Genomic DNA, 20,722 nt, shown 5'->3' with positions numbered 1-20,722 from the left:
GAGTGTCAAGCCGCACCAGCGCGAGCAAGCACGCGGTCGAGATTGCCAGACTCACCAGATTCCAACCAGGTCACATCGGGCCAGCCGCGCAACCAGGTCATCTGTCGTTTTGCCAATTGGCGTGTGGCAACAATGCCACGATAACGCATCTCATCATACCCCACTTCACCGCACAGGTAGTCCCACATTTGGCGATAACCCACACAGCGAATGGAGGGGAGATCCGGGTGCAGATCGCCGCGCGCCATCAGCGTACGAACCTCCTGTTCAAAGCCACCTTGCAGCATCTTATCAAAGCGCTGTTCGATACGCTGATGCAGCACGGCACGATCGCTCGGAGCGATGGCAAACTGCTGCACCCGATAGGGCAAACCCTCCCCCTGCACTTGTGTCAACTCGGTAAGGGTCTTGCCGCTGATACGGTAGACCTCCAGCGCCCGAGAGAGTCGCTGCGGGTCATTGGGGTGGATCCGCGCCCCGGCCACCGGGTCGATGCGTACCAGCTCATCGTGCAGCGCTTGCCAACCGAGGCGGGCAGCCTCTTCCTCAATCCCGGCACGAATGGCGGGATCGGCAGAGGGCAGCGGGGACAATCCCTCCAGCAGCGCCTTGAAATAGAGCATGGTACCGCCCACCAGCAGAGGAATGCGGCCACGGTCGGCGATCTCTTTCATCTCCCGCAGGGCATCCTTGCAAAAATCGGCTGCCGAATAGCTCATGGCAGGGTCAAGAATGTCGATCAGCCGGTGCGGGGCACGTACCAGTTCATCGGCGGTCGGCTTGGCTGTGCCTACATCCATGCCGCGATAGATCAGCGCTGAATCGACGCTGATGATGTCGCAGGGCAGCGCCTGGCACAGTTCAATGGCGAGATCCGTCTTGCCGGAGGCCGTCGGCCCCATCAGAAAAATTGCGGTCGGCAAGTCACTCGCCATGTTCAAACTCCTCCAGCACGGTCGCCAATGAAAGCGGGCGTACCATGCGAATATCTGTCAGTTGGTCAGCGTGAGCGGCCACAAGTTCCGTCAGCAGACGACTGGCAGTTGAAAAATCGTATATCTTCTCGCGGCTTATCCCCTGCTCCACCAGCCATTGGCATAATACTTCAGCCTGCTGACCAGCATCACTGTCAGATCCGCCCTCGATAATTTGCAGCAATTCGGGTAACAGACGCACCAGATCGGTCTGGCGCAGCAGAGCAGGCACCCGAGTCAGGATCATGGTGTCGCGCCCCCCGCTTTTCAACTCCAGCCCCATCCGTTTCAGCAAACGTTCCTGCTCGGTCACCAGCGCGATCAAATTCTTCGGCAGCTTGAAGGAGACCGGCAGCAACAGTGGCTGGGCCGCCAGCCCCTGACCCCAGGTCTCCAGCAACCAGTGGCGTAGCAGCACCCGCTCGGCGCGTACCAGCGAGAGCAGGGCCAGCTGATTATCCCGCTCAATCAACAGGTAGGCCTGCTCCACCAGTGTCAGGGCGCGACATCCCCCCTGTTTGGGTGACGGCACTGGATCAGTGGGCTGCGCAGGAGCAGCCTCAGTTGCGATAGGCAGCGTAGTGAGCAGAGCGCCCATGCCGCGCATCGCCTCCCGACTCGGCGGCTCAGGTGGTTGATAATTGCTGGCTCGGCCAGCCCCACCGCCCCCCTCCCGCACCTGTGCAGGTGCCCGGTAGCTGTGCTCGGCACCGTACCACTCCGGGCGTGGCGCCTGACCGGGATATTCAATCTGCGGACTGACCGGCAACTCGACCAGAGTTTCGGCCAGCGGAGTGTCCTGATGAGCGGCGCTCATCCCTTCGCGGCGCAGCGCGGTAAACAGCGCCTGAAAGATAAAGTCGTGGATCAGCCGCGCCTGATGGAAGCGCACCTCATGCTTGGCCGGGTGGACGTTGACATCTACCTGACGGGGATCCAGCTCGATATAGAGCACATAAGCGGCGAAGCGATCGGGAGGCAGCAGCTCGTCATAGGCCTGACGAATGGCGTGGTTGATGAGCTTGTCGCGCATCATCCGGCCGTTGACATAGGTGTATTGCAGATCGTTTTGCGGTCTTGCCCCCTCCGGAGTCGCCAACCAGCCCCACAACCGCACGTCGCTATGCTCGCTCTCCACCGCCAGCGCATGGTGCATGAAGGGGGTGCCGCAAACGGCGGCGAGGCGACGCTCCTGCTCCGGCACGGTATTGGCGGCCTTGTACTGGCGCACCACCTTGCCATTGTGGCGCAGGATCAGGGTGGCATCGAAGCGGGAGAGCGCGATGCGGCGCACCAGCTCATCGATATGGGCAAACTCGGTCTTTTCGCTGCGCATGAACTTGCGCCGCGCGGGGGTATTGAAGAAGAGATCCACCACCTCCACCGTGGTGCCTACCGGATGGGCCGCCGGCTTGATGGTGACGCTCATCTCCCGCCCTTCCGCCTGGGCTTGCCAGGCTTCGGACTGCTCGGCGGTACGGGAGGTGAAGGTGAGACGGGAAACCGAGCTGATGGAGGCGAGCGCTTCACCGCGAAAACCGAGGCTGTTGATCCCTTCCAGATCGTCCAGCGTGGCCACCTTGGAGGTTGCATGACGCGACAGCGCCAGTACCAGCTCATCTTTGGCGACACCGCAGCCGTTGTCACGGATGCGGATCAGCTTGGCGCCCCCCTTGTCGATGTCGATCTCGACCCGGTCGGCCCCCGCATCCAGGCTGTTCTCCACCAGCTCTTTCACCACAGAAGAGGGCCGCTCCACCACCTCTCCGGCTGCAATCTGGTTGGCCAGAATGGGTGGCAAAATACGGATCGGCATCATTTACTCCTGAATTTCTATCTTGCGGATGGTCAGTCTCTTAAGGCTCCAGGAGGGCCGCTCCACCACCTCTCCACCAACCGGAATCTGGTTGGCCAAAATCGGGGGTAATATACGGATCGGCATCACTTACTCCTGAATTTCAATCTTGCTGATGGTATTCGCTAACAACGGGAGTGGCATCGCCCAATCCCGCGCGTCAGTTTTGCGGAATGTAGAGCACCTGCCCTACCTGAATATTCCGCGACTTGAGCTTGTTGATCTCTACCAGCCGTGCCTGACTCACCCCATGTTTCTCGGCAAGGCGGGAGAGGCTCTCGCCCCGCTTGACCACATGGCGGATCATCTGCGACTTGTCGTCACTGCGAACGGGGGCAGCAGCGCGGCTCTGCCCCTGCTGAGGGATATAGATAGTCTGACCAATCTGAATATCCCGGCTGCGCAGCTGGTTGATCTCCACCAGAGTGGACTGACTCACTCCATGCTTCTCGGCAAGGCGGGAGAGGCTCTCACCCCGTTTGACCACATGGCGGAGCATCCGCGATTTGTCATAGTCCCCCACACTGCTGACCGGTGCACCGCTCTCCTGCGCTGCCGCCGAGTAAGGCTTGATCACTCCGGCGCCAGAGCCGCTCCCAGCACCGCCGTCGCGGGCGGTGGCGGGCATCTTGTTGGTCACTACCGGCTGCGACTGTGTCTGCCTGGGCTGGCTCACCGGCTGCTGGGCTACCGGTGCAGGGCGAGTAGCGGCAGGTTGACTCACCTGCCCCTTGCCGGTCAGCATGGCCCCCTTGGTCGGGTGGGCGCGGTAGTAGTTGCGGATCCCCTCGAAGATGGCGCGGGCCAGCTGGTCCTGATAGCTGGCGGTGGCCAGCAGCTTCTCTTCCGCATGGTTGGAGATAAAACCGGTCTCCACCAGCACCGAGGGAATATCCGGCGCTTTCAGCACCGCCAGACTGGCATGCTCCGGCGCCTTCTTGTGCAGTCGGGCGACCTTGCCCATGGAGCGCAGGATCTGGCGGCTGACGTCGTACCCTTCGGCACGGGACTTGTCCATGGAGAGGTCGAGGAAGGTCTGTGCCAGATAGGGGTTGGGATCGGATTCCGCCAACACCTTGCCGACACCGCCCAGCAGCTCGCCCTGCTTCTCCTGCTTCTCCAGCCAGCTGCCCATCTCGCGGTTGGCGCGGTTGGTCGACAAGACCCAGACCGAGGCACCGCGCGGGGTCGAGTTATGAAAACTGTCTGCATGGATAGAGACCAGCAGATCCGCCTTGGCCTTGCGGGCGATCTCGGAGCGCTTGTTGAGGTCGACGAAGTAATCGCCACGACGGGTCATCACGGCGCGCATCCCCGGCTCACGGTCGATCAGTGCCGCCAGCTTCTGGGAGACCGCCAGCGTGACCCGCTTCTCGTAGGTACGGCGCGGGCCGATGGAGCCCGGGTCTTCCCCGCCGTGGCCCGGGTCGATAGCAATCACCACTCCCTTGCCCTTGCCACCGACAGGCGTGGATTGCACTGCTGCCGCCGAGCGCTTCTCTTCATAAGGAAGGTCGATGACCAGACGGTGACCATAGGGCCCGGCTGGCGCCAGCGGAAAGACCACCGGCTTGATGGCGGAGCTGAGATCCATCACCAGCCGCAGACCGCCCTTCTCCAGCGGAGTGCTCTGGCGGATCTTGCGCACCAGTTCGCTGTTGTTCTCGATCCGGGCCAGATTGGCGGCGTTGCTCGCCCCTTTCAGATCGATCACCAACCGATCCGGGCCGGTGAGGGTGAAGTAGTTGTAATTGGGGGCGCTGCTCATATCGAGCACCACCCGGGTGTTATCCGGTGATGGCCAGATTCGTACGCTCTTGAGCTGATTCGCCCAGGAGGGTAACGCCATCAAAGAGAGAGCAATAACAAGGATCAAGCGCACGTAGATGACAACCGTTCCAGAATGGCTTCGCCAATAGCAGTGCGAGCCTCTATCAGAACCTCGCGCTGCTCGCCTACATAAGTGAGGGTAATTTCCAGGTCGGGAGCCGGTAACCAGCCCTCACCCTTCTCGGACCACTCCACCAGACAGAGTGTGTTGGCGGCAAAATAGTCCCGAATGCCCATGAATTCCAGCTCTTCCGGACCAGCCAGGCGATAGAGATCAAAATGGTAGACCTGCCAGCCATCGAGCTCATAGGGTTCGACCAGGGTGTAAGTCGGGCTTTTTACCTTGCCCTGATGGCCAAGGCCCTGCACCCAGCCACGGGTCAGGGTGGTTTTACCGGCGCCAAGCGTGCCATGCAAAAACACTGTGGTCGCCTGCTGGCAGGCCTGTGCCAGACGGCCACCCAGTGCCACGGTTGCTGCCTCGTCCGGCAGTGTCATCATCAACTGTTTTGCCATGTTCTTCTTTTTAACTTGTAATGGTGTCGGGATTAACCAGTTTGCGGATCAGCGGCAGCAGATCTGACGCCAGCATGCCCCGCTCTCCGTCAGCGGCGGCCTGATCTGCAGCCTCGCCGTGGATCACGGCGCCCAGCCAGCTTGCCATGGTGGCAGACCAGCCCTGGGCCAAAAGGGCGGCGATTATACCAGATAACAGATCGCCCATCCCGCCACTTGCCATGCCGGGATTGCCTTCACAACAGAGAGCGACCCGCTCGCCGTCATAAATAAGTGTTCCCGCCCCTTTTAACAACACCACACCGCCATAACGCCGCTGCAGCGCCTGCACGGCGGCAAACCGGTCGGTTTCAATCTCGGCAATGGTGCATCCCAGCAGGCGCGCCGCTTCGCCGGGATGGGGCGTGAGCACCCAATTATCCTGATGGCGGGGAGATTGCGCCAGCCAATTCAATCCATCGGCGTCCAAAACCAATGGCAGCCGGTCGGTGAGATAACGGGCGATTTGCGCGCTTCCCCACTCATCCTGACCGAGGCCGGGGCCGATGACCCGCACCGACGCCCACCCCTCGTCATCAGCAGTAGTGAGACTCATCAGTTCGGGTTGATAAAGGCTGACCGGCGAATGTTCCGGATGCTGACACACCCTCACCAGCCCGGCCCCCGCCCGCAGGCAGGCGCGGGCAGCCAGCACGATGGCCCCCTGCATGCCGCGATTGCCCCCCACCAGCAGTACCTTGCCATAAGAGCCCTTGTGGGAAGCGCGCGGGCGCGGGGTCAGCTGCGTGCTCAGCTGCGGATAATCGATACGCCAGGCGGCGGGCAGCATAGTGTCATCAGGCGTGACGCCAAGGGGATCACAGTCGAGTTGGCCGACGCAATCCACCCCGTCGCCGGTGAGCATCCCCTGCTTGATACCGATAAAGGTGAGGGTGCGAGTGGCCTGCACCACGGCCCCCATGGCACGGCCGGTATCGCCGTTGAGGCCGGAGGGGAGATCCACCGCCAGCACGGGCACAGCCAAGCCATTGATTGTTGCGACGATCTTTGTCAGTAGTGGCGAGAGGGGCGTGTTGACACCGGTGCCAAACAGGGCATCAACCACCAGATCCGGGGCGGAGTGCTGGTCCTTATCAAACTGCTCGGCCAGCCAGACCCGGCCACCGGCCGCCAGCCACTCATCGGCGGCCCGTCTGGCATCCCCCTTCAGCTGGTCGGGTGCTCTGGCGGCAATCACCACCACCTCAATGCCAATCTGGCGGGCAAGGCGGGCCAGCACATAGCCATCACCGCCGTTATTGCCGGGGCCGACGAAGATCCACCAGCAGCGACTGTCGGGCCAATGCAGGGTGGCATAGGTGCGCAGCGCGGCACCGGCTCGCTCCATCAGGGCATAGAGAGGTTGCCCCTCACGCGCGGCCCAGTTGCGCTCCAGTGCGCGGATCTGTTCAGTCTGCCACAACCCCTGTGGTAAACTGCTCCCCTCTTTTGTGCCCAACGCGCCCCTGATGATCTCTACCATGACGGCTCCCGCCTCTTATCAATCGACCCACGCCAGCAAACACCGGCCAGGCCAAGCCGCATGAGCGCACCTGACTTCCACCAGCTGGCCCACGATATCAAGCTCTGGGCACGGGAGCTAGGATTTGACCAGGCGGGCATCACCGACACCGACCTGCGTATCGAAGAGCCGAGATTGCAGGCCTGGCTGGATGCGGGCTATCACGGCAGCATGGATTACATGGCGCGCCACGGCATGATGCGCGCGCGCCCCCACGAGCTGCTGCCGGGCACGGTGCGGGTGTTGTCGGTACGGATGAACTACCTGCCGTTCGAGGCGGGTTTTGCCGCCACCCTGCGCGATCCGACCCTCGGCTATATCAGCCGCTATGCCCTCGGCCGCGACTACCACAAGGTGCTGCGCAACCGGCTCAAACAGCTGGGTGATCGCATCGAAGCGCGCTGCGCCGAGCTGTTTCAGGGCACCGAAGATACCTTGGGTGAGTGGCGCCCCTTCGTCGACTCCGCCCCCATCCTAGAGCGGCCGCTGGCAGCCAAGGCGGGCCTCGGCTGGGTTGGCAAACACTCACTGCTGCTCAACGAATCGGCCGGCTCCTTCTTCTTTCTCGGTGAGCTGTTGCTCAACCTGCCGCTGCCGCTCGACCAGCCAGTGGAGAAGGAGCAGTGCGGCAAGTGCGTCGCCTGCATCAACATCTGCCCGACCGGCGCCATTGTCGCCCCTTATGTGGTGGATGGCCGCCGCTGCATCTCCTATCTCACCATCGAGAACGACGGTCCTATTCCGGAAGAGTTCAGGCCCTTGATGGGCAACCGCATCTACGGCTGCGACGACTGCCAGCTTATCTGCCCCTGGAATCGCTACGCAGATGCCAGCCCGGAACCCGATTTTAGCCCCCGCCCCAGCCTGCACCGCCCGCCCCTGCTGGCGCTGTGGTGCTGGAGCGAGAGCGATTTCCTCAAACAGACCGAGGGGAGCCCGATCCGCCGCATCGGCTATCAACGCTGGCGCCGCAATCTGGCAGTCGCCCTTGGCAATGGCCCGGCGACCCCCGAGGTGATCGCGGCTCTGCAACTGGGGCTGACCACCGCCGATCCCATGGTGGCCGAACATATCGAATGGGCGCTGACCACCCTTGCCCGGCGTCAGGATGAAGAGAACAAGAAGACCCGTTTGCTGATCCGCTGCATCGAAAAAGGTCTGTCGGATCACGCATAAGTGATCTGCCCCTTGCCGGATTGCAGCACTTTTTTCATGCTCTGCCGACCTGCAGTGCCCATAACAGCGTGGTCACTGCAAACTGGTCGGCACACAACAAGGACAACACAGATGCATATGTTGGGAGTGGATATTGGAGGCTCAGGGATCAAGGGCTGTCTGGTCGATACCAAAACCGGCGAATTGATTGGCGAGCGCCATCGCATTGCCACACCGCAACCGGCCACCCCGGCCGCCATCGCCCATACCCTCAAGGCGCTGGTCGAACATTTCGACTGGAAAGGACCGGTGGGTTGCGGCTTTCCCGCCACCATCCACAACGGGGTTGCCAAGAGTGCCGCCAACATCGACAAGAGCTGGATCGAAACCGATGCCGAGCATCTGTTTGCCGATGTCACCGGCAAGCCCTGCTATGTGCTGAATGATGCCGATGCCGCCGGTCTGGCCGAGATGCGCTTTGGTGCCGGCAAGGATCGCAAGGGGGTCATCATCCTCATCACGGTCGGTACCGGCATCGGCACCGCCATCTTCGTCAACGGCCATCTGCTGCCCAACACCGAGCTGGGCCATCTGATGCTGGAAGGAATGGTCGCCGAGCACTACTGCTCCGATGCGGCGCGCAAACGGGAAGATCTCTCCTGGAACCGCTGGGGCAAGCGCTTCAACAAATATCTGGCGCGCCTCGAGTTTCTCTTCTCCCCCGACCTCTTCATTCTGGGGGGCGGCAGCGCAGCCAAGCTGGATAAGTTTGTCGATCGCATCGAGACCCGGGCGCCACTGATTCCGGCGGCCAGCCTCAATCAGGCGGGCATTATCGGGGCCGCCCTCTACGCGGCCGAGCAGCAGGGCTAACCGACGCTCACTGCAAGTCAGCAGATATCCAATGGAAAGGGCCCGGTACTGCTGCCGGGCCCTTTTGTTTGGCCGTTATCTTGCGTGTTTGGCACTTATCACCCGTTACATGTCGTCGAGTCGATGCACCCCGTGCACCAGTCGGGTCAGGCGGGTCTGCTCCAGCCCGGCCAGATTCTCGAGCAAAGCGGTGGTGGCCGGTGTCGGGCACTCCCGTGCCAGATGGCTCAGCTCGCCCACCAGCTGCTCTTCCCAGCGGCATACCTGAGTGACGATATCCTGGGTCTGGACTGATGCCGGCAGCTCGAAGCGGGTAATGGCAGGCAGCATGTCCTCGCTGAAACTCTGGTTCAGCCAGGTCTCCCTGACCGCCTCTCCCAGCTGAGCGGCATATTCGTGCAGATGGGCACTGGCCGCATCCTCACGCCCTTGCAGATAGACCAGCAACATCCGGCTCCGTTCGTTGTCCACCTGACTGGTCAAACGCCCGTAACAGAGCCCGAGCTGGTGATGAACCTGTTCAAGATAGTGCAGCAACTCTTTGATCTGTTGGAATCTCATCGCACTGCCCTCCATGCTTGTCGGCATCATCAGTATAAAAAACAAGCGCAACCGACCCAATCCCTATCCGAGCCCCCCTTGCGCTGCATCAAGGTTGACGCCGACAAAGTGGCGATCAGGTGATCCGGTCACGAATAGGGAACGATTTGTGCAGCAATTTGTGCAACGATGGAGGAACATTAAGCTCGACAGCAGATGTAAACAGAAACGGGCTGGCACACTAATAAAACCAGCATATACCCGATATAAACCATCTTTAATTCGGTCATATCCCGTAGGGACGAAACAGGATCTGGAAGAGCAACAATACCATCCTGATCGTTATCCGCCTGACAGAAATCCTTATCACTTTTTTAGACGTCTAGACGTAAAAACATGCGTTGACATGGCCATCCAGACATCTTAGCATCATCCTCCATGATGACAGAGTAACCCAGTGGAACCTCTGCCCAATTTCCCCGCCTGTAGCGCCCTGTGCTTTAAGGCTGTTAGCACGGAAGAATCCATGATTAAGTTGATCGGTCTCAACAAAGTCTACGGTACAGGCAGTGACGCCGTGCACGCCCTGCGTGATGTGAGTCTGCATGTACCCCAAGGCAAAATTTTCGGGGTGATCGGTGCCTCCGGTGCCGGCAAGAGTACCCTCATTCGTTGTGTCAACCTGCTGGAGCGCCCGACAGAGGGCCAAGTCATCGTTGATGGTCAGGATCTGGTCGCCCTGAGCGAACGGGATCTGACCCAGGCTCGCCGCCAGATCGGGATGATTTTCCAGCACTTCAACCTGCTTGCCTCCCGCACCGTCTCCGCTAACATCGCCTTTCCACTGGAGCTGGCGGGCTGGAGCAAAGAGAAGATCCAGCAACGGGTTGCCGAGCTGCTGGCACTGGTCGGGCTGGAAGCCCGTGCCCAGGCCTATCCGTCCGAGCTTTCCGGCGGTCAGAAACAGCGCGTCGCGATTGCTCGCGCACTGGCACCGGCCCCCAAGGTACTGCTCTGCGACGAGGCCACCTCGGCCCTCGACCCGCAGACAACCCGCTCGATCCTGACCCTGCTCAAGGAGATCAACGTCAAGCTGGGGCTCACCATCCTGCTCATCACCCACGAGATGGACGTGGTGAAGGGGATCTGTGACGAAGTGGCCATCATCAGCGACGGCCGTCTGATCGAACAGGGCGAAGTGGCCTGGTTCTTCAGCAATGCCAAGACCCAGCTGGCTCGTGACTTCATCCACTCCACCATCCATCTGGAGGTACCGCAGGAGTATCAGGATCGGATGAGCAGCGAGCGGGTGCCAGGCAGCTACCCGCTGGTGAAGCTTGGCTTTACCGGCAGCACGGTCGATACGCCGCTGATCTCCGAGGCGAGCCGCCGTTTCAATATCGACATCAGCATTCTGAGCGCGGACATCGAGTACGCCGGTGGCGTCAAATTCGGTTTCCTGCTGGCCGAGCTGTTCGGGGATGAAGCCCAGTGCGAGGCGACCCAGCAGTTCCTTATCGACAACCACATTCAGCTGGAGGTAATGGGCTATGTCCGAAGCCATGATTAATCTGCTCATCACGGCCCTGGGCGACACCCTGATCATGGTGTTTGCCTCCGCCCTGTTCGGCTGCCTGCTGGGCCTGCCACTCGGCGTAGCGCTGCATGTGACCAAGGCGGGCCAGATCCTGGCCAACCCCTTGCTCAACCGTACTCTGGGCATGGTGGTCAACGTGGGTCGCTCGGTGCCCTTTATCATCCTGCTGGTCGCCATCATTCCGCTGACTCGGCTGATTGTCGGCACCAGTATCGGCACCATCGCTGCCATAGTGCCGCTGACTGTCGGTTGCATCCCTTTCATCGCTCGTCTGGTGGAAGGGGCCCTGATGGAAGTGCCGGACGGCCTGCTGGAAGCGGCCAAGGCGATGGGCGCCAAACCGCTGCAAATCATCACCAAGGTGCTGCTGCCCGAGGCTCTGCCCGGCATCCTCAACAGCGTCACCATTACCCTCGTCACTCTGGTGAACTACTCGGCCATGGCCGGGGCCATCGGTGGCGGTGGTCTGGGGGATGTGGGTATTCGTTATGGTTATCAGCGCTTTGACCCGACCGTCATGCTGGTGACCGTGGTTATCCTGGTAGTACTGGTTCAACTTATCCAGAGCGCGGGTGAGCGCCTGGTCAACAAATGTGATCATCGTTAATCGTCGATTTCTGACAGGAGGTTTTATGAAATTTGGCATCAAATCCGTTGCGGCTGCGCTGCTGGCTGGTCTGGTTCTGGCCGGTTGCGGTCAAAAAGAAGAGAGCAAGGTTCTGAAAGTGGGCGCTATTGCCGGCCCGGAGACCGAACTGGTTGAAGTGGCTGCCAAGGTAGCCAAAGAGAAATACGGTCTGACAGTCGAGGTGGTCAACTTCTCCGACTACGTCACCCCGAACGTGGCGTTGAACGATGGCAGCATCGACGTCAACGCCTTCCAGCACAAACCCTATCTGGATGCGCAGGTGCGTGATCGCGGCTTCAAGCTGGTGCCGGTTGGCAACACCTTCGTCTACCCGATTGCCGGTTACTCCAAGAAGATCAAGGCGCTGAGCGAGCTGCAAGATGGCGCCCAGATCGCGGTACCGAACGATCCCACCAACCTGGGCCGCTCGCTGATCCTGCTGGCCAAACAGGGTCTGATCACCCTGAAGGATGGCGCCGGTCTGGAAGCGACCGTGCTGGATATCGCCAGCAACCCGCGCAACTTCAAGATTGTGGAACTGGAAGCAGCACAGCTGCCCCGTTCGCTGGAAGATGTGGATCTCGCTATCATCAACAACACCTTCGCCGGTCAGATTGGTCTGACCCCGACTGAAAACGGCCTGTTTGTTGAAGACAAAGAGTCCCCGTACGTCAACCTGATCGTCGCCCGCGACAACAACAAGGATGACGAGAAGGTCAAACAGTTCGTACAAGCTTTCCAGACCGATGATGTTTACAAGAAAGGTCTCGAGCTGTTCAAAGGCGGCCTGGTAAAAGGTTGGTAATTGCTCACTCGGCAAAAAAGGCCACGCAATGCGTGGCCTTTTTTATTGGCGCCGCTATCATATCCGCGAGCACGGCAACACGAACATACTCATAACATGAAAAAATGGTATCTGGCCTACTGCAAGCCAAAAGAAGAGGCCCGCGCCCGCGCCCACCTCGATGCCCAGGGTATCGAATCCTATTACCCCATGGTGGAGATCGAGAAGCTGCGCCGGGGCAAGCGAGTTCCGGTACGGGAACCCATGTTCCCCAACTATCTGTTTATCTTTGTCGATCTGGAAGAGGTGACACCGGTCACCCTGAAATCGACCCGCGGCATCAGCCGGATCATCCACTTTGGCAGTGAATGGACCCCCATCAGCAGCAAGCTGGTCTATCAGCTGATGAGCCGCGATGACAGCGACGAGGCGAGAGCCAGCTACGCCAGCCTGCCCTGCTCGGGCGACAAGGTGCTGATTGAAGAGGGGCCGTTAGCTGGATTCGAAGCCATCTATATGGAGCCGGATGGAGAGAAACGGGCAATTTTGCTGGTCAGCCTGCTCAACCGGGAGACCACCAGCAGCTTCGACAACCACACCTTCAGACGTCTGGACTAAACCCACGGGCCAGACGGCCCAGTGCATGGCATTAGCAATGGCGGGATAATCCCGCCATCTCACGCATCAAGATCAAAGCGGGCGATGACCGCCTGCAGCTTGCCGGTATCGCCAGCCAGTCTGGCTACGATCTCCTCCCCCTGCTGACTACGCTGACAGGATTGCCGACTGAGCGCGGCAATGTCGTCGACCGTCCCGGATACCTCGGCGGCCACCCGCGACTGCTGCTCGGTTGCCACCGAAATGGCCTCCAGCTGGCCCGACAGCGACTGCACCAGCTCGTTCATGGCACTCAGGGTATCTGTCACCAATCCAACAGCATCCCGGCCTTGCTCTACCAACCGGGTACCGCTGCTGACGGTACTCACCGTCTGGCGAGTCTGCTGGGAGATGGCCGCAATAGTCTGGCTGATCTCGGCGGTGGATTGATGGGTGCGGGTCGCCAGCTGGCGAACCTCATCGGCCACCACCGCAAAACCACGCCCCTGCTCGCCTGCCCGCGCCGCTTCTATCGCCGCATTGAGTGCCAGCAGATTGGTCTGCTCCGCAATGGTGGCGATCACCTCGGTGATCTGCCCCACCTGTTCACTCTGATGCTCCAGCAGCCCCATGGCTTCGTTGGCCTGTCCAATCATGGCGGCAATCTGCTGCATGGTATCGCTCATTCGTGCCAGCGCGGCCTCTCCCTGACGGGTCTGCTGCCGCACTTGATGGGCTCCATCCGCCACACCGGCAATGTTGCCAGCCACATCACGAGCACTCACTGACATCTGATCGATAGCCGCCGCCACCGCATCGACCCGCAGATCCTGCTCCGTCAGATCCGCCACTATGGCTCTGGTGGTGCTGCCCACATCGAGACAGGCCACCTCGACCTGCCCCACTGCGCCCTGCAACTCCCCGACCAGATGATGTAACTGGGCAGACATCCGGTTGATGGAACCAGTCAAGTCTCCCAACTCATCCTGCCCTGTGATTGGCAAGGGCTCGGCCGCCAGCCGACCATCTGCAACCTGCCCCGCCCGGTTCACCAGACAGGCAATGTCACGGGTCAGACGGCGACTAAAGAGCCATGCGACCACCATACCAAGCACGATGGCGCTGCCGGTAGCCAACAGCAGAGTCTGGTTAATAGCCCTCCCGGCTCCTGTCATCTGCGCCGAAATCTGATCCACCTCGGCACGGGTTTTCCCCACCTGCTGGACCAGCTGCTCGCTGAGGCTGGACTGCATCGGCTCGATGTCGGTGGCCATCAGGTAGTTTGCCTGATCCCAATCCGGCGCCTGGCGTTTCTCGATCACCTGCCCCACCAGCTCGGAGAAGGGGGTCGCCATCTCTTCAAACAGCTGCCAGAGGCTCTGCTGCGTGTCGGTAAAGAGCGCGGCTTGTTGCTTCACCTCAGCCACCCGCTGCTGGTGAAACTGGTAGTAATCCTGATACTTGCTGCGGTATTCGGGATCGCCTGAGATGAGAAAATCCCGCAATGCGGAGAGGGAATTGGCGAGGCTGTTGTAGGCATCTCCCACCTGCTTGAGCAGCATGCGGCGATCGCCGGAGAGTTGATCCTGCGGGGTGCCAACTTCTTCATTGGCAAAGGATTGCAGCTGATCGAGCGCAGCCTCCGCCAGCGGACCCGCCTCCTGCAGCATCAGGGTGTGAGCGGGCAGATTCTCTTCACTCTGGGCGATGGTCCACACCTTCTCCTGATGGCTTTTGAAGGTCTCGAGAGACTTGGCGAGCGCCGGACTGAAGGCCTGATGGGCGATGGCCTGCCAGGCCGACTCCCACTCCTGCTTGAGGCGGGAAGCCTGAGCCGGATCCTTGCCGAGGATCAGATAGCCACGTAAGGCAGAAACGGTGGCAACCAGCGCCTTCTGGCTCGCCTCATCCCGCTGCAAAGCGGGCAGCGCCTGCTCCAGCAGGGTGTGTTGGGCCTGATTGATCTGGGTCAGCCGGTAATAGACCAGCGTGGAAGAGAGCAGGATCAGCAGGTTGATAAAACCGAAGCTGAGCAGCAACTTGCTTGAGATTTTCATGAACATCCTTGTTCAAACGGAGGGATCCAGCCAACAGAATCAGATAGATATCAGTGTAGGCAATCTATCTTGCCAAGTCCGGTGCCAATTAGCCAATTCACTGCGTAATGACTTGACGGCCCACAACAACATGGACAGATCGCCGAGCATAGAGCTACGGCACAGCAATCCAACCTCAACGTTTATACTTGCCTGACCCTCAGGGGACCAAACAAAAATGGCAGACCGGAGTCTGCCATCAATGCCAAGAAAGGGGCCATACAAGCCCCTTTCATCAGGTTATTCGATTCCCGAGGCGGAAGCCGGTTTGATACTCCCGCTCGCGAACGAGGGCGATTTGACCCTGATATCCTTCCAGCCCGATATCCCTGAGCAGGGCGGGCGACAGATTGACCTGCACGAGACGACGCTCGACCCGGGCAATCCTTCTCTGGACCAGGGATTCAACACTGCGCAGTAAAACCAGTTCGATAGACATGACATTCTCCAGTTGAACATGCGGTTCTCCCGGAGAAAGTGGATATCACCCTGCGGGACGAACCGCGGGTGATAAAAAGACAGGGGTTACCTGTTTACGCCACGCGGTAAAAGAGCACGAGATTTCACGCCGCACGCAGTGCCGCGAGAGAATGCAATATTGAGCATCAGATGTTGCATTTTCGTCTCCTTACCGGATAAAAGTTGAACAGGTTGCAGAAGTCTAAAAAATATCCGAATTTAAAACAAGCCTCTTGCGACTCCTTTTTAAACGTTTTTACGGCATTTTATGCTGCCCGACAGGGAGCCTGGGGCATCAGATCCCCGAGAGTAGCCGGTACTCTTCCAGTACATAGGTATCCGTCATGCCGCTGACATAATCGAGCAGCAGCCGCACCCGGTAATACCACTCCTGCTCGTTCTGGCAGGCAAAGCGCGGATCCGGGGTGGCGATCGCCAATCGATAGGCCTTGAGATGGCGGGCCGAGAGACGGTGATAGAGGCGGCGCGCAAAGAACAGCGCCTGACTCCCCTCCCCGGCCAGCAGACGGGCAAACTGTGGTGCTGGCAGCGCCAACAGGCAGGCATAACTGGTCAGCACCCCGCGCAGCGCCGCATACCCCTCCAGCTCAAGCGCTTCCACCTCGGGGCGCATAAAGACCAGCTCGCGGGCCACCTGCTTGAGGATATCGAGCACCCGCGCCGCCGGCGCCTGACCGTGCAGCAGCGCTTGCGGATAGGATCCCTGCAAAATGGCCTGATGTTCGCTGACATAGCTCTGCGCCGCCAACGCTACCAGATCCCGGGTCAGCTGCTGGCGAAAATGGGGGAAAAAGCCCCGCCCACTGGCAAGCGCGTCATCCAGCAAGGTGCCCATGTAGTCACTCTGGTCAGCAGCTCGTAGCGCAGCCAGCAGTTCACCCTGAGTCAGGATCCGCCGGTCTACCGCATCTTCCAGATCGGCGATGCAGTAGGAGATGTCATCGGCCGCCTCCATGATGTAGACCAGCGGATGACGGCAGCCGGGGGCCAATCCCAGGCTCTGACCGAGGGCGCGGTAGAGCGGCTGCTCACTGAAGAAGATGCCCCGTTTGCTGCTCCAGCCATGATGCTGGCCGTAACTCACACCGGGTTGCGGCTGCTGCGGGTATTTGCAGAGTGCCGCCAGCTGCCCAAGCGTCAGATTGAGCTCGTGCAGACTGTGCACCAGCCGCAAGCTCTGGGCGTTGCCATCAAACAGTTGCAGATCCTGACGCAGCTCAGCCCACTGGGTCGAGGGGGGCTGCGCCAGCGCCTGCTGATAGAGGGGATCCAGCATCTCGCCGAGCCACTGACTCATCACCTGCTCACCAAAGTGGCCAAACGGCGGGTTGCCCACGTCATGAAGCAGGCAGGACATCTCCACCAGATTGATAAAGGCCCCTTCGCAGACCATCCCGGCTGGCAAGGCGGCCAGAATACGGCGGCTGATCTGGCGACCGGTCTCCTGCACCTCCAGCGAGTGGGTGAGGCGACTGCGCACCGAGGCCTTCACATCGAGCGGAAAGACCTGGGTCTTCTGCTGCAACCGGCGCACCGGCGCCGCCTGCACGATACGGGCGCGATCCTGCTCGGTCGCCTCCAGCAAATCCTCGTCCCCCCAGGGGTGGATGCGCGCAGGGGTAATCAAACGGCTATACATCTTGCAGCTCCTTGCCAGCAACTTCCATCCGACTCAAGACAACCTCCAGCCTCAAGACAGCAACCAGCGCCGCAGACGGGCGATATCGCCCGGATATTCCCGGCGCAGCGTCTCAATCCAGTCTTCCACGTTTTCCCACCAGGCGGGGTGATCCGGGCTCTGGATCAGCTGGGCCGTCTGCTGCAATCGGCGCAAACCGATAGAGCCCGCGGCACCCTTGATCTTGTGAGCCTCTTCCACCACCCCCGCTTGATCCTTGGCAATCATGTTGGAGTCAAGCACTGCCATGTAGTCTGGCATCATCTTCTCGAACAGATCAACGCTGGAGAGCAGCACCGGTTTACCCACGGTATCGGCGTAATCGGTGAGGAAGGGGATATCCAGCAGGGCATCCTGATTGCCCGCATCTGCTTGCTCGTCCGCTTCATCCTCGGCCAGATCGGCAAACAGGTGACCAATCACCTCCCGCACCGCTTTGGAGCCAAGCGGCTTGTTGATCACATCCTGCATGCCGTGATCCCGGTAGTACTGGCGATCGCCGGTAGAGTTGGCGGTGAGTGCCACCATGGGTGGCAGGCTGTCGCCATAACGCTCCAGCAGGGTTTTCGCCACATCGAAGCCGGTCATGTCCGGCAGCTGGATATCGAGCAAAATGAGGTCGAAATCATCTGGGTTGGCCATCGCCAACGCCTGGGTGCCGTCCCGTGCCACCTGCACCTGATGACCCAGCTTGCCCAGCAGGGCGCAGGCCACCGTCACGTTGAGCTCCACATCCTCCACCAGCAGGATATCGAGGGAAGGCATCTCCTCCTCCTGCTCTGGCAACACGGGCTCGGCGCAAGCCACTTCCAATTCGGCGGTAAAGCAGGAGCCTTCGCCCGGATCGCTGTCCACATAGAGTTGCCCCCCCATCGCCTGCACCAGCTGACGAGAGACCGCGAGGCCAATGCCGGTGCCGGTGGCGTGCTTCTTGCCCTGCACCTGATAGTACATGGCGAAGATCTTCTCCTGCTGGGCGCGCGGGATACCGATACCGGTATCCTCCACCTCGAAGTGCAGGGCCAGCTTGCCCGGCTCGTCGGCGGGATGGGATAGGCAACGCACGGTGACGCCCCCCTCATCGGTAAACTTGACCGCGTTGCCCACCAGATTCCACAGCACCTGACGCAGGCGGGTGCCATCAGCCATCACGAATTGCGGCATGTCGCCATCGCGATCGAAATGGAGATAGAGCCCCTTCTGCTCCGCCTGAATGCGCGACAGGGTCTCCAGCTCGTCGAGGAAGGCGGGCAGATCGATACGGGTCGGCGCAATTTCGAGACGACGGCGATCCAGTTTGTCCAAGTCAATGATGTCGTTGAAGATATTGCCAAGGGTCACCGCACTCAGGTGAATGGTCTTGAGCTGCTGGTGCTGCTTGGGATCGAGGGGGGTATCCATCAGCATCCGGCTTAAGCCCACGATGCCGTTGAGTGGAGTACGCAGCTCGTGGCTGATGGTGGAGATGAAGGTGGTCTTGTCGCGGCTCGCCTTCTCCAGCTTGTCCTGATACTGCTTGCGCTCGGTGATGTCACGGCCAAAGCCGAGCAGGCCGAGTCGCTTGCCGAAGCGGTCGAAGAAGGGCACCTTGCGCAGCTCGAAGTAGGCTTTACGGCCATCGGGATACTCCAGCCACTGCTCGTAGGTGAGCGGCTCGTTGCTGGCAAAAACCTGCTTGTCGGTCTCCACCACCTTGTTGGCAATCTCCTGCTTGTAGACATCGAACGGGGTCAGACCGATCAGCTCGGCCTCCACCTTGCCGGTCAGCTCTTCCATGGCGCGGTTGCAGCCGGAGAACTGCTCATCCTCGTTGCGGTAGTAGACCAGATCGGGAGAGCAGTCGATAAAGGAGCGTAGCAGAGCGGTGCGCTCCCCCAGATGAAGCTGGGCTTTCTCCCGCTGGAAAACCTCGTTCTCGAGATCCTCGATGGCCTGCAGACGCAGGCTCTCGGCCCGGTTGGTCTCGGCAATCTGGGCGTTGAGGCGGCTGATGTTTTCCTGCAGCTGGGTATTGAGCTCCAGATCCCGCTCGCGCATATCTTGCAGCTTGCGCACCATCCGGCTCAGTCGCTGACGGGAATCCTCCAGCTGATCCACCACGATGGAGAGAAAATAGACCGCCCAGGGGGTCACCAGCAGGCCAAAGAAGACCGAGCGAACGAAGTCGATCACATCGATGTTGCCGCGCAGGAACAGGGTCACCCCCATCTGGATGGCGACCGCCAGCACGATAATGCCCGCCGCCAGGAACATGCTAAAGCGCACCAGTCCCAGCTTGGTCATCAGATCGACATAATATTGCGCCCAGGATTTAATCTGTTTCATCTTATTGTTTTCCCCCGATATTCGCGGTACAGAATACCAGCACAACCGAGTGAACTCTTCTTAATCTCGCACAATTAATTAACGATTCGCCGAATGAAATGAGTGGGTTAGGATAATTGGCAATATTGAGTCAGTTGCCATTAAGGTTTTTTCTTTATACTCACCGGCCGAAAAAATTCACCACCATTTAATTTAGGAGTTATCCGATGCGCAACACCACCTTGCTGGGCCTGGGCCTGCTGGTCGCAAATAGTGCTTATGCTGATTTGGGTGAAATTCCCAAGGAGTCTGGCTGGTCCGGTTTCCTGCTCGGCGGGGTCAGTGTCATCAATTACGAATCGAATTTTTATAGCGGTGATGATGAAAACCGCCGCCTGAGCGGACTGGGCAGTGCCGAGAGCAGCTCCGCCGTTGCCCCGCTGCTCAACGCCGATATCCGCTACACCTTTGCCGATACCCGCACCCAGGTCTTCCTCGGTAACCTGATCCAGGATGCCATCCGTTTCGACTTCACCCAGCAGCTCGGTATCCGTCAGGAGATGAGCGACAAGGGCATCGTAGCTGGCTCCGTGGTCTTTAATGCCATGCCGACCGAGCAGTGGAGCGATCCCTTCGCCGTAGGCGTTGATCGCCAGTCGACCGATATCAAGTCAAAAGGGGTTCGCTTCGCCTGGGACAGCATCTGGGGTAGTAACTTCAATGGCAGCCTGACCACCCGCAACATCGAGGTGGATGAGGAGCGCAGCGGTCAGCAATACGATAAGGATAACCAGACAAACTATGCAGCCAAGCTGGATCGCAACGGCAAGATCCACGCCCTCGACCTCTCCTACAAATGGCAGCTGGCACCCGGTCAGATGCTGGAGCCAGCCTTTATCTACCGCCAAGCTGATCTGGATGGCAGCGCCCAAAGCTACAAGAGCAACGGCCTCCAGTTAACCTACGGCATGCGCGCTTCCCAGTGGTCTTTCGTCAGCAACGCCTATCTGGGCCAGACCAAATATGATGAGGCCAACCCGATCTTTGGCCAAAACGCCGACTCCGACGAGTTTGCCCTGACCGGTACCTTCTTCTGGCACCGCCTGTTCGGTATCGCGCCGCTCTCCGCAACCTTTACCGCTGGCTACGCCAAGTCCGATTCCGACATCAACTTCTACGACTCCGAATCCATGGTGTTCAACACCGGTCTGCTCTACAACTTCTAACGACAGTTGTGCGCACCGATACAACAAG

General features: G+C 59.9%; 17 protein-coding genes. 7 read left to right on the top strand and 10 right to left on the bottom strand.

Translation table 11 applies throughout. The features are described 5' to 3' along the window. Positions 1-5: 5 nt before the first annotated feature. From miaA to AB5Y83_RS10810, 5 genes are all read right to left on the bottom strand, one after another. Complete coding sequence (gene miaA, locus AB5Y83_RS10830) at positions 6-935, bottom strand: tRNA (adenosine(37)-N6)-dimethylallyltransferase MiaA (protein WP_368175149.1); 930 nt, start codon at positions 933-935, stop codon at positions 6-8. Further along, positions 925-2,790: a DNA mismatch repair endonuclease MutL gene (gene mutL / locus AB5Y83_RS10825; protein WP_368175203.1), complete on the bottom strand. Its 1,866-nt coding sequence runs from the start codon at positions 2,788-2,790 to the stop codon at positions 925-927. Before mutL ends, miaA begins: the two co-directional genes overlap by 11 nt. 199 nt (positions 2,791-2,989) lie before the next feature. Then, positions 2,990-4,678, bottom strand: coding sequence for an N-acetylmuramoyl-L-alanine amidase (locus AB5Y83_RS10820; protein ID WP_368175148.1), 1,689 nt, complete (start codon positions 4,676-4,678; stop codon positions 2,990-2,992). Between the two features lie 23 nt (positions 4,679-4,701). Next, positions 4,702-5,175, bottom strand: a complete 474-nt coding sequence (tsaE, locus tag AB5Y83_RS10815) for a tRNA (adenosine(37)-N6)-threonylcarbamoyltransferase complex ATPase subunit type 1 TsaE (RefSeq protein WP_368175147.1) — start codon at positions 5,173-5,175, stop codon at positions 4,702-4,704. Positions 5,176-5,185: 10 nt separating this feature from the next. Beyond that, entirely contained in the window at positions 5,186-6,697 is a 1,512-nt protein-coding gene (locus AB5Y83_RS10810) for an NAD(P)H-hydrate dehydratase (protein ID WP_368175146.1), read from the bottom strand. A gap of 60 nt (positions 6,698-6,757) precedes the next feature. On the opposite strand from AB5Y83_RS10810, the gene queG reads away from it, so the two are divergent. Continuing rightward, positions 6,758-7,912, top strand: a complete 1,155-nt coding sequence (gene queG, locus AB5Y83_RS10805) for a tRNA epoxyqueuosine(34) reductase QueG (RefSeq protein WP_257687179.1) — start codon at positions 6,758-6,760, stop codon at positions 7,910-7,912. A 111-nt stretch (positions 7,913-8,023) separates the two neighbouring features. Then, positions 8,024-8,764, top strand: a complete 741-nt coding sequence (gene ppgK / locus AB5Y83_RS10800; RefSeq protein WP_005339062.1) for a polyphosphate--glucose phosphotransferase — start codon at positions 8,024-8,026, stop codon at positions 8,762-8,764. A 105-nt stretch (positions 8,765-8,869) separates the two neighbouring features. Here the strand turns inward: ppgK and AB5Y83_RS10795 are convergent, their stop codons facing one another. Further along, on the bottom strand, positions 8,870-9,325 hold the full coding sequence (locus AB5Y83_RS10795) for a hypothetical protein (protein ID WP_021231947.1): 456 nt from the start codon (positions 9,323-9,325) through the stop codon (positions 8,870-8,872). A gap of 505 nt (positions 9,326-9,830) precedes the next feature. Here AB5Y83_RS10795 and metN point away from each other — a divergent pair. The 4 genes from metN (at position 9,831) to rfaH (ending at position 12,931) form a co-directional block, all read left to right on the top strand. Next, positions 9,831-10,874 (top strand): methionine ABC transporter ATP-binding protein MetN, encoded by a 1,044-nt coding sequence (metN, locus tag AB5Y83_RS10790; protein WP_204419570.1) that lies wholly within the window; start codon positions 9,831-9,833, stop codon positions 10,872-10,874. Continuing rightward, positions 10,855-11,508 carry a methionine ABC transporter permease gene (locus AB5Y83_RS10785; protein WP_005339070.1) on the top strand — a complete coding sequence of 218 codons (654 nt, stop codon included), beginning with the start codon at positions 10,855-10,857 and terminating at the stop codon, positions 11,506-11,508. The genes metN and AB5Y83_RS10785 overlap by 20 nt, the downstream gene beginning before the upstream one ends. Positions 11,509-11,533: 25 nt before the next feature. Further along, positions 11,534-12,334 carry a methionine ABC transporter substrate-binding lipoprotein MetQ gene (gene metQ, locus AB5Y83_RS10780; protein WP_005339072.1) on the top strand — a complete coding sequence of 267 codons (801 nt, stop codon included), beginning with the start codon at positions 11,534-11,536 and terminating at the stop codon, positions 12,332-12,334. 96 nt (positions 12,335-12,430) lie between these two features. Further along, positions 12,431-12,931 carry a transcription/translation regulatory transformer protein RfaH gene (rfaH, locus tag AB5Y83_RS10775; RefSeq protein ID WP_005339074.1) on the top strand — a complete coding sequence of 167 codons (501 nt, stop codon included), beginning with the start codon at positions 12,431-12,433 and terminating at the stop codon, positions 12,929-12,931. A gap of 59 nt (positions 12,932-12,990) precedes the next feature. Here rfaH and AB5Y83_RS10770 read toward each other — a convergent pair whose 3' ends face one another. From AB5Y83_RS10770 to arcB, 4 genes are all read right to left on the bottom strand, one after another. Further along, positions 12,991-14,967, bottom strand: coding sequence for a methyl-accepting chemotaxis protein (locus tag AB5Y83_RS10770; protein ID WP_368175145.1), 1,977 nt, complete (start codon positions 14,965-14,967; stop codon positions 12,991-12,993). A gap of 274 nt (positions 14,968-15,241) precedes the next feature. Next, entirely contained in the window at positions 15,242-15,445 is a 204-nt protein-coding gene (locus tag AB5Y83_RS10765; RefSeq protein WP_005349248.1) for a hypothetical protein, read from the bottom strand. Between the two features lie 315 nt (positions 15,446-15,760). Continuing rightward, positions 15,761-17,125, bottom strand: a complete 1,365-nt coding sequence (dgt, locus tag AB5Y83_RS10760; RefSeq protein WP_368175144.1) for a dGTPase — start codon at positions 17,123-17,125, stop codon at positions 15,761-15,763. A 51-nt stretch (positions 17,126-17,176) separates the two neighbouring features. Next, entirely contained in the window at positions 17,177-19,489 is a 2,313-nt protein-coding gene (arcB, locus tag AB5Y83_RS10755) for an aerobic respiration two-component sensor histidine kinase ArcB (RefSeq protein ID WP_005339096.1), read from the bottom strand. Between the two features lie 206 nt (positions 19,490-19,695). On the opposite strand from arcB, the gene AB5Y83_RS10750 reads away from it, so the two are divergent. Beyond that, positions 19,696-20,694 carry a DUF2860 family protein gene (locus AB5Y83_RS10750; RefSeq protein ID WP_279488885.1) on the top strand — a complete coding sequence of 333 codons (999 nt, stop codon included), beginning with the start codon at positions 19,696-19,698 and terminating at the stop codon, positions 20,692-20,694. The last annotated feature ends 28 nt before the right edge of the window (positions 20,695-20,722 follow it).

The sequence above is a fragment of the Aeromonas sp. R5-4 genome (genome assembly GCF_040908215.1).
Taxonomy (GTDB): Bacteria; Pseudomonadota; Gammaproteobacteria; order Enterobacterales; family Aeromonadaceae; genus Aeromonas; species Aeromonas veronii.
Note: the sequence above shows the minus strand (reverse complement) of the source record. Positions and strands in the feature narration are given on the sequence as shown.